The organism is Streptomyces sp. NPDC059785 (assembly GCF_042732375.1).
GTDB lineage: Bacteria > Actinomycetota > Actinomycetes > Streptomycetales > Streptomycetaceae > Streptomyces.
Genome location: NZ_JBHWHV010000023.1, coordinates 117,803 through 130,024, shown reverse-complemented (window position 1 = coordinate 130,024; position 12,222 = coordinate 117,803). Strand labels below are relative to the sequence as shown.

Annotated in this window: 12 protein-coding genes; 9 read left to right on the top strand and 3 right to left on the bottom strand. The window is 68.2% G+C overall.

Annotated elements, in window-relative coordinates; translation table 11 throughout:
- From ACFV6E_RS19395 to dnaA, 3 genes are all read right to left on the bottom strand, one after another.
- The coding region (locus ACFV6E_RS19395) for an NAD(P)-binding domain-containing protein (RefSeq protein ID WP_385462992.1) at positions 1 to 242 on the bottom strand (242 nt) is incomplete at its 3' end.
- 136 nt (positions 243 to 378) lie between these two features.
- Positions 379 to 1,509, bottom strand: coding sequence for a DNA polymerase III subunit beta (gene dnaN / locus ACFV6E_RS19390; protein WP_385176480.1), 1,131 nt, complete (start codon positions 1,507 to 1,509; stop codon positions 379 to 381).
- A 1,020-nt stretch (positions 1,510 to 2,529) separates the two neighbouring features.
- On the bottom strand, positions 2,530 to 4,677 hold the full coding sequence (gene dnaA, locus ACFV6E_RS19385) for a chromosomal replication initiator protein DnaA (RefSeq protein ID WP_385462989.1): 2,148 nt from the start codon (positions 4,675 to 4,677) through the stop codon (positions 2,530 to 2,532).
- Positions 4,678 to 5,075: 398 nt separating this feature from the next.
- Between dnaA and rpmH the strand changes: the two genes are divergently transcribed.
- The 9 genes from rpmH (at position 5,076) to ACFV6E_RS19340 (ending at position 12,114) form a co-directional block, all read left to right on the top strand.
- Positions 5,076 to 5,213: a 50S ribosomal protein L34 gene (rpmH, locus tag ACFV6E_RS19380; RefSeq protein ID WP_006381191.1), complete on the top strand. Its 138-nt coding sequence runs from the start codon at positions 5,076 to 5,078 to the stop codon at positions 5,211 to 5,213.
- Positions 5,214 to 5,233: 20 nt separating this feature from the next.
- Complete coding sequence (gene rnpA, locus ACFV6E_RS19375; RefSeq protein ID WP_385176474.1) at positions 5,234 to 5,605, top strand: ribonuclease P protein component; 372 nt, start codon at positions 5,234 to 5,236, stop codon at positions 5,603 to 5,605.
- Complete coding sequence (gene yidD, locus ACFV6E_RS19370) at positions 5,602 to 5,967, top strand: membrane protein insertion efficiency factor YidD (protein WP_385176472.1); 366 nt, start codon at positions 5,602 to 5,604, stop codon at positions 5,965 to 5,967. Before rnpA ends, yidD begins: the two co-directional genes overlap by 4 nt.
- 3 nt (positions 5,968 to 5,970) lie before the next feature.
- Positions 5,971 to 7,251, top strand: a complete 1,281-nt coding sequence (yidC, locus tag ACFV6E_RS19365; protein WP_385462986.1) for a membrane protein insertase YidC — start codon at positions 5,971 to 5,973, stop codon at positions 7,249 to 7,251.
- Positions 7,252 to 7,266: 15 nt separating this feature from the next.
- Entirely contained in the window at positions 7,267 to 7,776 is a 510-nt protein-coding gene (locus ACFV6E_RS19360) for a protein jag (protein WP_385176466.1), read from the top strand.
- Positions 7,777 to 7,933: 157 nt separating this feature from the next.
- Positions 7,934 to 8,650, top strand: a complete 717-nt coding sequence (gene rsmG, locus ACFV6E_RS19355) for a 16S rRNA (guanine(527)-N(7))-methyltransferase RsmG (RefSeq protein ID WP_363162835.1) — start codon at positions 7,934 to 7,936, stop codon at positions 8,648 to 8,650.
- Positions 8,651 to 8,985: 335 nt separating this feature from the next.
- On the top strand, positions 8,986 to 10,059 hold the full coding sequence (locus ACFV6E_RS19350) for a ParA family protein (protein ID WP_385176485.1): 1,074 nt from the start codon (positions 8,986 to 8,988) through the stop codon (positions 10,057 to 10,059).
- On the top strand, positions 10,056 to 11,171 hold the full coding sequence (locus tag ACFV6E_RS19345) for a ParB/RepB/Spo0J family partition protein (protein WP_385462983.1): 1,116 nt from the start codon (positions 10,056 to 10,058) through the stop codon (positions 11,169 to 11,171). The genes ACFV6E_RS19350 and ACFV6E_RS19345 overlap by 4 nt, the downstream gene beginning before the upstream one ends.
- Positions 11,172 to 11,496: 325 nt before the next feature.
- A complete protein-coding gene (locus ACFV6E_RS19340; protein ID WP_385176134.1) occupies positions 11,497 to 12,114 on the top strand; it encodes a GNAT family N-acetyltransferase in 618 nt (205 codons plus the stop codon).
- The last annotated feature ends 108 nt before the right edge of the window (positions 12,115 to 12,222 follow it).

Genomic DNA, 12,222 nt, shown 5'->3' with positions numbered 1-12,222 from the left:
ACCACGTCACCCGGCTGAAGGAGCTCGGCCAGCTCATCGATCGTGGACTGGGTCGCCGCACCGGCCGGGACCATCACCCACACCACACGCGGGCCCTTGAGCTTGCTCACAAGCTCTTCCAGGCTGTGGACATCGGCGACGTCCGGGTTGCGGTCGTATCCGATGACGGTGTGGCCTGCGCGGCGGATCCGCTCGCGCATGTTGCCGCCCATCTTGCCGAGGCCGACGAGACCGAGCTCCATCAGTGTTCCTTAGGGGTTGCGACGTGGCATGAGGGCACCTGCGTACCCACGTCCGACCCTAAACCCGGACGCTCACGCACACCTGTGGGCATAGCCGCTCAGGCGTATGCCCACCTGCGGTCTTCCCTCGGACGCGTCAGCCGCTGAGCCGCACCGGCATGATCAGGTACTTGTACGCCTCGTCCGCCTCGGCGTCCACCGCGGGCCTGCCGCTGAGCAGCGCCGGCTTGGTGGACGTCGTGAAGGAGAGCTGCGCGACGGGCGAGTCGATGGCGCTGAGGCCGTCGAGCAGGAACGTCGGGTTGAAGGCGATCGAGATGTCGTCGCCCTCGAGCTGGGCGTCGACTCTTTCCACAGCCTGTGCGTCGTCGCTGGAGCCGGCCTCCAGGATCAGCACGCCCTGCTCGAAGCTGAGCCGCACCGGGGTGTTCCGCTCGGCGACCAGAGCCACGCGCTTGACGGCCTCCACGAAGGGGGCGGTCTCGATCACGGCGACGGAGTTGAACTCGGTCGGGAAGAGCGTGCGGTACTTCGGGAGGTCGCCCTCGAGCAGCCGGGTGGTCGTACGCCGTCCCGCGCCCTCGAAGCCGATCAGGCCCTCGCCCGCGCCCGAGCCGGACAGCGCCAGGATCACGCTGTCCCCGCTCGTGAGCGCCTTGGCGGTGTCCAGGAGCGTCTTGGCGGGCACCAGGGCGACCGCGGACGCCTCCGGGTTTTCCGGCTTCCACAGGAACTCGCGGACCGCGAAGCGGTAGCGGTCGGTGGAGGCCAGGGTGACCGTGTCGCCCTCGATTTCGATGCGGACACCCGTGAGCACCGGCAGGGTGTCGTCACGGCCGGCCGCGATGGCGACCTGGGCGGCGGCCGAGGCGAAGACCTCGCCGGGGACCGTGCCGGTGGCGGAGGGCATCTGCGGCAGCGCCGGATACTCCTCCACAGGCAGGGTGTGGAGGGTGAAGCGGGAGGAGCCGCAGACCACGGTCGCCCGTACACCGTCTGTGGAGATCTCCACCGGGCGGTTGGGCAGGGCTCGGCAGATGTCGGCGAGGAGCCGGCCGGACACCAGGACCGTGCCCTCCTCATCGGTCTCCGCGTCCACCGAGACCCGCGCCGAGACCTCGTAGTCGAAGCTGGACAGGCTCAGGGAGCCGTCCTCGGCCTTCAGCAGGAGGCCGGCGAGGACAGGCGCCGGCGGACGGGCCGGGAGGCTGCGTGCCGCCCAGGCCACTGCCTCCGCGAGTACGTCGCGTTCCACCCGGATCTTCACCGTTGCCGCCTCCGTCTGTTGCCGGCGCTCTCGCCCTGCTGGCCGTCGTGTCTCTCGGTGTCCGGGATCCCTGTGAGGGGAAGGACACCGGGGAACAGTCTGACGCACCGCACTGACAGTCGGTGCCCCCCTCGGTCAAGTCGTGCCGGGCGGCACCGGAGCTCCGGACAGCGAGTTGTGCACAGCCCCGTCTTCGAAACGGATTCCCAGCTATCTCTAGTTGGGAGTAGTAGTAGGGGCTGTGGATACCGTGGATAACCACGTTTTCGCAGCTCAGGCGGCAGATTTTGTCCACGGACCCTGTGGGCGGCGGCGGTGGACAACCGGGGTCGACTGTGGACGGGGAAAAGTTCTGCACACTCGATGCACAGCCTCGGGGCACTTCTCCCCAGTGCCGTCCCCAGGTTTACCCACGTTCCCCACAGGCCAACCCGGCACCTTGGTGTGATGCCTTTCACTCGACGCGGTGAGCGGGCGCGTTGCGTTGCCGAACAGTGGACAGGCATGTGGAGAAGCTGGGGATCGCTGGGGACAACCGGCTCAGCCCTGTGGGTTGACGGTGGACAACTTCGTGCACAGCCTGTGGATCTTCTCTTCGTCCACAGCCTGTGCAGAGCGCTCGTCCACCAATCCACAACCACCTGACCTGGCCTGATGGACTTTCGGCAGCGCCCCCTGTGGACACGAACTGGACAACTCCCCGGTCCCCAGGGTGTGGACGCGAGAAAGTCCCCAAATCTGTGGAGAGCGGCCGTAACCCCGTTCTTAATCGAACAGTGGATGACGGTCCGGCTGCGGCGGGACAGCTCGGAACAGTCGCGCGGGCGGCACGGAACAGTCGCGCGGGCGGCACGGAACAGTCGCGCGGGCGGCACGGAACGCGAACGGCGCCCCGGAGGATGGGTCCCCAGGGGCGCCGTTCGGAGGCGTAACGCGGCTTGCCGCAGTGATTCTTGAGCGGTCAGCGGTCAGCGGTCAGCGGTCAGCAGTCAGCAGTCAGCGGTCAGCGGTACGTGGCCGTCAGCCGTTCTTGATGCGGTTGGTGAGCTCGGTGACCTGGTTGTAGATCGAGCGGCGCTCGGCCATCAGCGCGCGGATCTTGCGGTCGGCGTGCATGACGGTCGTGTGGTCGCGGCCGCCGAACTGCGCGCCGATCTTCGGCAGCGACAGATCGGTCAGCTCGCGGCAGAGGTACATGGCGATCTGGCGCGCGGTCACCAGCACGCGGCTGCGTGAGGAGCCGCACAGATCGTCCACCGTGAGCCCGAAGTAGTCGGCGGTGGCCGCCATGATGGCCGTCGCGGTGATCTCCGGGGCGGAGTCCTCGCCGCCGGGGATGAGGTCCTTGAGGACGATCTCGGTCAGGCCGAGGTCCACCGGCTGCCGGTTGAGCGACGCGAACGCCGTCACCCGGATCAGCGCGCCCTCCAGCTCACGGATGTTCCGCGAGATCCGGGAGGCGATGAACTCCAGTACCTCCGGCGGGGCGTTGAGCTGCTCCTGCACCGCCTTCTTGCGCAGAATCGCGATCCGGGTCTCCAGCTCGGGCGGCTGGACGTCCGTGATCAGACCCCACTCGAAACGGTTCCGCAGCCGGTCCTCCAGCGTCACCAGCTGCTTGGGGGGCCGGTCCGAGGACAGCACGATCTGCTTGTTGGCGTTGTGGAGCGTGTTGAAGGTGTGGAAGAACTCCTCCTGCGTCGACTCCTTGTCCGCCAGGAACTGGATGTCGTCGACCAGCAGGATGTCCATCTCCCGGTACCGCTTGCGGAAGCTGTCGCCCTTGCCGTCCCGGATCGAGTTGATGAACTCGTTGGTGAATTCCTCCGAGCTCACGTACCGCACGCGCGTACCCGGGTAGAGGCTGCGCGCGTAGTGCCCGATCGCGTGCAGCAGGTGCGTCTTGCCGAGCCCGGACTCCCCGTAGATGAAGAGCGGGTTGTACGCCTTGGCCGGCGCCTCGGCGACGGCGACCGCGGCGGCGTGCGCGAAGCGGTTCGAGGCACCGATGACGAAGGTGTCGAAGAGGTACTTGGGGTTCAGGCGTGCGGTGGGCTCGCCGGGGCCCGTCGCCGGCGCGGGCTGTGCGGCGAGCGGGCCGGGGGCGCCGCTGGCCGCGGGCAGCGCGGAACCGACCGGTCCACCGCGGTGCACATGGCCACTGCCCGGTGTGGACGGCGGCTCCGGAAGATCGCGCCGGGAGTCGTGCTGGCCGTAGTCGGACCGCTGCTGCTCGTAGTCCCCCCGCCCCTGCTCGTAGTCGCCGCGCCCCTGGTCGTAGTCCGGGCGCTGCGGCTCGTAAGGGGAGCGCTCCATCGACTGCGGACGGTAGTCCTGGGACGGCGACGCGTAAGGGTCGCGCTCGGGGAAGCCGAGCCGCTGCTGCTGCCAGCCGTAGTCGTCCTGCGACGGCCGCGGCCAGGCGCCGGGCTCGGGTCGCTGGTAGTCCGGATATGCGGGACGGGCGGTCGGCAGCTGGTCGGGGCGGGCGGACGGAAGCTGGTCACCATGGCCGCCGGGTCCCTGCTCGGGCCGGCCGGACCGGTGGTCGTCCGCACGGTGGCGGCCGTAGCGCTCGTACCCGTCGCGCCCCTGGCTGTCGTAGGGGTTCCGCTCGTCGCGCCCCTGAGAGTCGTAAGGCTTGCGCTCGTCACGGCCCGGGCCGTCGTAACCGTCGCGGACCTGGCTGTCGTAGCCGTCGCGTCCGTCGCGGCCCTGGCTGTCGTACGGGCTCCGGTCGTCCCGGGGCTGGCTGTCGTACGGGCTCCGGTCGTCCCGGGTGTCGTATGCGTCACGCCCATCACGGCCGTCGCGTGCGTCGCGGCCTTGGGCCGGGGCCGACGGGAGCTCGGGCTCCTCGTAGCGGGAGGAGACGGGCGGCGGGGGCTCGCCGGCGGAGTCGTCGACGGTGATCGCGATGCGGATCGGGCGCCCGCACTCGCGGCTCAGCGACTCGCTGACGATCGGCGCCAGGCGCCCTTCGAGTACGCCCTTCGCGAACTCGTTCGGGACCGCGAGCAGTGCCGTGTCCGCGACCAGTGCCAAGGGCTGGCAGCGCTTGATCCAGTGCTCGTCCTTCGCCTCGACACCCTGCCCGCGGCCCTCGCCGAGGAGCTGTTCCAGTACTCGTGGCCACACTGCGGCAAGATCGGCAGGTACGTCAGCCACAGGGCACGCTCTCTCACGGGTCCCACGAACGTGTGGTTCTGGGAACGGGTCGGGATGTCAGTCGGACGAGGCGGGGGGAACGAAACAGCTGGGGCGAGAAGAAGGGAACGAATCGGAGTCCAGTCACGGTAGTCAGGGCGACCGGTGCGGTTCAAGTTGTTGTCCCCAGCCTGTGGACAGTGTCCCCCGGCGGGTGCTGGTTTGACCGGATGGCGTAGCCGCGCGTACCGTAACCAGGTCGAGTTGTCGATGGCTGCTGCCGCCTGCCTCCGATGGGCACAGATCGCTTGAAGTGATCGGGAAGCGGTGCACTCGGGCGTAATGCGAGCTACCTCGTGGGCGCACGGTGACAGCCAGGACGGCACCCCGCCACCACCGATTCTTTCTGGAGCCCCCGAGTGAGCAAGCGCACCTTCCAGCCGAACAACCGTCGTCGCGCCAAGACCCACGGCTTCCGCCTGCGGATGCGCACCCGTGCCGGCCGCGCGATCCTCGCGAACCGTCGTGGCAAGGGTCGCGCCAGCCTGTCCGCCTGATCACGTAATCAGGTCATGACGTGCTGCCTACCGAGCATCGGCTGAGGCGGCGCGAGGATTTCGCGACCGCGGTACGCCGAGGACGCCGGGCCGGACGCCCGCTTCTCGTCGTCCATCTACGCAGCGGTGCAACGGACCCGCACGCGCCTGGGGAGAGCGCTCCCCCGACGCGTGCGGGTTTCGTCGTGAGCAAGGCAGTGGGCGCCGCGGTCGTCCGGAACAAGGTGAAGCGCAGACTTCGCCATCTGATGCGTGACCGAGTGGCTCTGTTGCCCCCCGGTAGCCTGGTAGTCGTACGAGCGCTGCCCGGTGCGGGCGACGCCGACCACGCACAACTGGCCCGAGACCTGGATGCCGCTCTCCAGCGGCTGCTGGGAGGTGGCGCGCGATGAAGTACCCACTGCTGGCTCTCATCAAGCTCTATCAGTGGACCATCAGCCCGTTGCTCGGGCCGGTGTGCAAGTACTACCCGTCGTGCTCCCACTACGGCTACCAGGCCATCGACCGGCACGGTGCGGTCAAGGGAACGGCACTGACCGCCTGGCGCATCCTCCGGTGCAATCCCTGGTCGCTGGGCGGTGTGGACCACGTCCCGCCGCGCAAGCGCCCGCGATGGCACGAACTACTGCGTAACGCCTGGCGTGCACGCAAGGGCGGGAACTCCGCCGCCGAACCGGCCACCGAGGGGTCTGGTAAGTCCGACCACCTCTCGAGCCCGGCCGACGAGACCCCGTCCCATGCTCAAGGAGCCTGATTAGTGGACACGATTGCCAGTCTTTTCAGCTTCATCACGACACCCGTTTCCTGGGTCATCGTCCAGTTCCACTCCGTGTACGGGAAGATCTTCGGCCCGAACACGGGATGGGCCTGGGGCCTGTCCATCGTGTCCCTGGTGATCCTGATCCGTATCTGCCTCATTCCGCTCTTCGTGAAGCAGATCAAGTCGACCCGGGCGATGCAGACGCTGCAACCCGAGATGAAGAAGATCCAGGAGCGCTACAAGAACGACAAGCAGCGCCAGTCCGAAGAGATGATGAAGCTCTACAAGGAGACGGGCACCAACCCGCTCTCCTCGTGTCTTCCCATCCTGGCGCAGTCGCCGTTCTTCTTCGCCCTGTACCACGTGCTCAACGGCATCGCGACCGGCAAGACGATCGGCGTCATCGACGACCAGCTGCTGGCCAGCGCCCGCCAGGCGCACATCTTCGGTGCCCCGCTCGCGGCGAAGTTCATGGACAGCTCGTCCAAGGTCGAGGCGCTGGGCGCCTCGCTGACGGACGTCCGGGTCGTGACCGCGGTCATGATCGTGCTGATGTGCTTCTCGCAGTTCTACACGCAGCGCCAGCTGATGACGAAGAACGTCGACACCACCGTCAAGACGCCCTTCATGCAGCAGCAGAAGATGCTGATGTACGTCTTCCCGGTGATGTTCGCCGTCTTCGGTATCAACTTCCCGGTCGGTGTCCTCGTCTACTGGCTGACCACCAACGTGTGGACCATGGGCCAGCAGATGTATGTCATCCGTAACAACCCGACTCCGGGCAGCAAGGCCCAGGCCGCGTTCCTGGAGCGGCTGCACAAGCACGTCACGACCCACGGCAAGACGCGCAGCCGCCGTGAGAAGGCCGTCGTCAAGGCCATCGTCGCCAAGGGCCGCGACCGCAACGAGTACGAGCGCAAGTTCATCAACGGGCTGACCAAGGCGGGTCTCGCCGCGCAGTCCGACGGCGTCGTGGGCAAGAGCGAGAGCGTCGCCACCGTGGAGTCCGAGGACGGTACGCCGACCACCACGGGCGCACCCAAGCGCCAGCAGCCGAAGCGCCAGTCGAAGTCCCAGCGCCAGTCCGGCGGCACCGCCAAGGCGGCCGGAGAGGCCGAGCTGAAGACCTCTCTGGCCAAGTCCGACGAGCCGCAGGACGCCAAGCCCGGTACGGCCAAGCCGGCCGGCGGTGGGCCCAAGCCCGGCACCGGTACCCGCAGCAAGGCCCAGTCCGGACGCAAGGGCCCCCAGCGGCCCAAGTCCCCGTCCAAGAAGTAAGAAGGAGTCCATCCCGTGACGGAAGGCACCACCTCCGCCGCCGCCGAGGGCGACACCCTGACCCGCCTGGAGCAGGAGGGCGAGATCGCGGCGGACTACCTCGAGGGTCTGCTCGACATCGCCGACCTCGACGGCGACATCGACATGGATGTCGAGGCCGACCGGGCCGCTGTCTCGATCATCAGTGACGCCGGCAGCCGCGACCTGCAGAAGCTGGTCGGCCGGGACGGCGAAGTGCTGGAAGCCCTTCAGGAGCTCACGCGCCTGGCCGTGCACCGGGAGACCGGCGACCGCAGCCGCCTGATGCTGGACATCGGGGGCTACCGCGCCAAGAAGCGCGAGGAGCTCTCCGAGCTCGGCGCCAAGGCCGCGGCCGAGGTCAAGAGCTCCGGTGAGCCGGTGAAGCTGAAGCCGATGACGCCCTTCGAGCGCAAGGTGGTGCACGACGCGGTCAAGGCCGCGGGCCTGCGCAGCGAGTCCGAGGGCGAGGAGCCGCAGCGCTTCGTCGTCGTGCTTCCCGCCTGATCGGTATGTACGTGCCTTCGGCCCCGTCTGTTGCGCAGACGGGGCCGAATTTTGTCAGCCTGATAGTTCCCGACAGTTGTGCTCCCAGCAGCTGTGACCCTGTTGGTCCTGGAAGTCAGCGCCCAGTGCGCTTATGCGGTACGGAAGGACGGTCCCCGTGACGGAGGCAGCGGAGCTCCCCCCTGCGCCCGAGCAGGCGCGCGAGGTATTCGGTGATCGCTTCGCGGACGCGGTCCGGTACGCCGAGCTGCTGGCCGAGGCGGGAGTGCAGCGCGGCCTGATCGGCCCTCGTGAAGTGCCCCGGCTCTGGGAGCGGCACCTGCTGAACTGTGCGGTGCTCTCGGAGGTCGTCCCCGAGGGCGTGACTGTGTGCGACGTCGGGTCCGGCGCCGGACTGCCCGGTATCCCGCTCGCCCTGGTCCGCGAGGACCTCAAGATCACGCTGCTCGAGCCGCTGCTGCGCCGGACGAACTTCCTCACCGAGGTCGTTGAGCTGCTCGGACTCGACCATGTCACCGTCGTGCGCGGCCGCGCCGAGGAGGTCATGGGGAAGCTGCCGCCGGTCCATGTGGTCACTGCTCGCGCCGTGGCGCCGCTGGACCGCCTGGCCACCTGGGGCATCCCGCTGCTGCGGCCGTACGGCGAGATGCTGGCGCTCAAGGGGGACACCGCCGAGGAGGAGCTGAAGAGCGCCGCCACCGCGCTGAGCAAGCTCGGTGCGGTGGAGACCTCGATCCTGCACGTCGGCGAGGGCGTCGTGGACCCGCTGTCCACGGTGGTGCGGGTGGAGGTCGGGGAGAGCCCGGGCGGTGTGCGGTTCGCCGCGAAGCGCGCCAAGGCCGCCCGGACGGGGCGTACGCGGCGTCGCCGCTGAAGCTTCCGGCAGTCCTTCGAACTCCCGGTTCCGCACGGCGGAGCCGGGAGTTTTTCGTGACTCCGGCTGATCCGTCCTGACGACCAGCCGTACTCCACACAAGCTGCCAAACCTACGCAACCCGGAGTGTCGCGCGATAACGGGCGCGGGGGCTATGCATCGTGTTTCACGTGAAACGTCGCTCACTGTTGCACGGCATCATCAGTCGTGGCCGCGCCGCGGCCGAACCCCGCGACCGCAAGCCTCTCGGTTCACTCGGAGAGGGTGCGGAGTTGTCCACAGAGGTGGATTTCTCCACAGAAGAACGGGCCTCGCTGGTTCATGACCCCGAAGACATGGGAGGCTCTGTTCATTGCGAGCCTGAAGTCGAGGAGAGTGAATCCTTGCGGTCCGACGCCAACATCGCGGGACCGATGACCGATCCGGTCCCCGGTCCCCGTACCGAGTCGATGGGGGAGGATGTTTCACGTGAAACACCGCCCCCGATGGACGACACTCCCATCGGTCGTGCTGCCCAACTGGCGGTAGAAGCGCTGGGCCGTGCCGGCGAGGGCCTTCCCCGGCCCGAGCAGACGCGAGTCATCGTCGTCGCCAATCAGAAGGGCGGGGTGGGTAAGACCACGACCACGGTCAACCTGGCCGCGTCGCTCGCTCTGCACGGTGGCCGTGTTCTGGTGATCGACCTCGACCCACAGGGCAACGCCTCCACCGCGCTGGGCATCGACCATCACGCCGAAGTCCCATCGATCTACGACGTACTGATCGACAGCAAACCGCTTTCCGAAGTGGTGCAGCCGGTACCTGACGTCGAGGGTCTCTTCTGTGCCCCTGCCACGATTGATCTCGCCGGTGCGGAGATCGAACTCGTATCGCTGGTGGCACGAGAGAGCCGGCTGGAGCGAGCGATCCAGGCGTACGAGCAGCCGCTCGACTACATCCTCATCGACTGCCCGCCCTCGCTCGGACTGCTCACCGTGAACGCCTTGGTGGCCGGCGCGGAGGTCCTCATCCCGATCCAGTGCGAGTACTACGCGCTGGAGGGTCTGGGGCAGCTGCTGCGTAACGTCGACCTGGTCCGTGGACACCTGAACCCGAACCTGCACGTGTCCACCATCCTGCTCACCATGTACGACGGCCGGACCCGCCTGGCGTCCCAGGTCGCGGACGAGGTGCGCAACCACTTCGGTGACGAGGTGCTGCGGACGAGCATTCCGCGGTCGGTCCGTATCTCGGAGGCTCCGAGCTACGGGCAGACGGTTCTGACCTACGATCCAGGATCGAGTGGTGCCCTCTCCTATCTGGAGGCGGCACGGGAAATCGCGTTGCGCGGCGTCGGCGTGGCCTATGACGCGCAGCATGCCCACTTGGGCGCACAGAACGACCAGAGCATGGTGGAGGGGATCCAGTGAGCGATCGACGGAGGGGGCTGGGCCGTGGACTCGGCGCACTGATCCCCGCTGCCCCGACAGGGGAGAAGACGGCCGGACCGGCCACGGGCGGGGGAACCATCCCACCGGCGTCCGTGCCCGTGCTCACAGCCGAGCGCGGAGTGGCCGCGGCGAAGGTGGCCACGCTTCCGCCTGTTTCACATGAAACAGAGGAGCCGGTGTCGTCCGTGACCGTGGAGACACCTCCCGCCCCCATTGATGCCCACTTCGCCGAGCTGCCGCTCGACTCCATCACTCCCAACCCGCGGCAGCCCCGAGAGGTCTTCGACGAGGACGCTCTGGCCGAACTCGTCACCTCCATCAAGGAGGTCGGGCTTCTCCAGCCGGTCGTCGTGCGTCAGCTCGGTCCGGGGCGCTACGAGCTCATCATGGGTGAGCGGCGCTGGCGTGCCTGCCGGGAAGCCGGGCTCGACGCCATCCCCGCGATCGTGCGCGCGACGGAGGACGAGAAGCTCCTCCTGGACGCCCTGCTGGAGAACCTGCACCGTGCCCAGCTGAACCCGCTGGAAGAGGCTTTCGCCTACGACCAGCTCCTCAAGGACTTCAACTGCACGCACGACCAGTTGGCCGACCGCATCGGCCGGTCCCGGCCGCAGGTCTCCAACACCCTGCGTCTGCTGAAGCTCTCGCCCGCGGTGCAGCGGCGGGTGGCCGCCGGTGTGCTGTCCGCAGGGCACGCCCGCGCGCTGCTCTCCGTCGACGACTCAGAGGAGCAGGACCGCCTGGCGCACCGCATCGTGGCCGAGGGGCTGTCGGTGCGGGCCGTCGAGGAGATCGTCACCCTCATGGGCTCACGGCCGCAGTCCGCGCCGCGAGCCAAGGGACCGCGGGCCGGCGCCCGGGTGTCTCCCGCGCTGACCGACCTCGCGACCCGGCTCTCGGACCGCTTCGAAACGCGGGTCAAGGTCGACCTGGGGCAGAAGAAGGGCAAGATCACCGTCGAGTTCGCGTCGATGGACGACCTCGAGCGGATCCTCGGCACGCTCGCCCCGGGCGAGGGGCCGGTTCTCCAGAAGAGCCTGCTGGACGACGACTCCGAGGACACCGGAGACACCGGGGAAACCGACGCCTGAGTCACCTGCGCAGAGGGGTCTCGGACCCTTCGGCGGCCAGGAGCGGGCCGTGTCCGGTGTGTACCGGACACGGCCCGCTCTTTGCTTTCAGGCGGTATCGATGGAATCGCATCGTGGATACGATGCGCCTGGATATGACGCATCCACCTGACGGCACCTTCATCGGGGAGGCGGAGGTCATGCGAGCCGTAAGCCGTTCCGGACTCGTGACCGCGGGCCTGGGCCTGGGGGCGGTCGGCGGATTCGTCGGCAGCCTGCTCAGGGAGCGAAGCGCTCTGACAGCCGCCCGCTGTGCTGCGGGCGAAGGAAGCGAGGAACTGCCTTCATGGGGCGTCGGCTCGTACCGCTCACGTTGGACAACCTTCAAGACCTCCCCTCGCGCTGTCGCTCGTGCGTCTTCTGGGAACTGGACCCCGTCAGCGGAGAGGCCGCGGTAAAAGCCGGTACGCCCGCCCTGGAGAAGGAAGGCTGGATCTCCGCCGTCCTGCTCGACTGGGGCTCCTGCGGCCGAGTCGTGTACGTGGACGACGTCCCGGTGGGTTTCGTGATGTACGCGCCTCCGGCGTACGTGCCCCGCTCCACGGCATTCCCCACCAGCCCGGTGTCGCCGGACGCCGTCCAGCTGATGACCGCCTTCCTCCTGCCCGGCTATCAGGGACAGGGGCTGGGCCGCGTGATGGTGCAGACGGTCGCCAAGGATCTGTTGCGCCGAGGCTTCAAGGCCATAGAGGCGTTCGGGGATGCCCGGTGGAGTGAGCCGGCCTGTGTGCTTCCCGCCGATCATCTGCTGGCGGTCGGCTTCAAGACGGTGCGGCCCCACCCCACGCACCCACGGCTGAGGCTGGAACTGCGGACGACGCTCTCCTGGAAGGAAGACGTGGAGATGGCGTTGGACCGTCTGCTGGGAGCCGTACAGAAGGAGCCGGCGCTGCGCCCGCTGTGAAGCAGGGGCGCAGCGGACACGCCCCTGCGGACACGCCCCTGCGGACACGCCCCTGCGGACACGCCCCTGCGGACACGCCCCTGCGGACACGCCCCTGCGGACACGCCC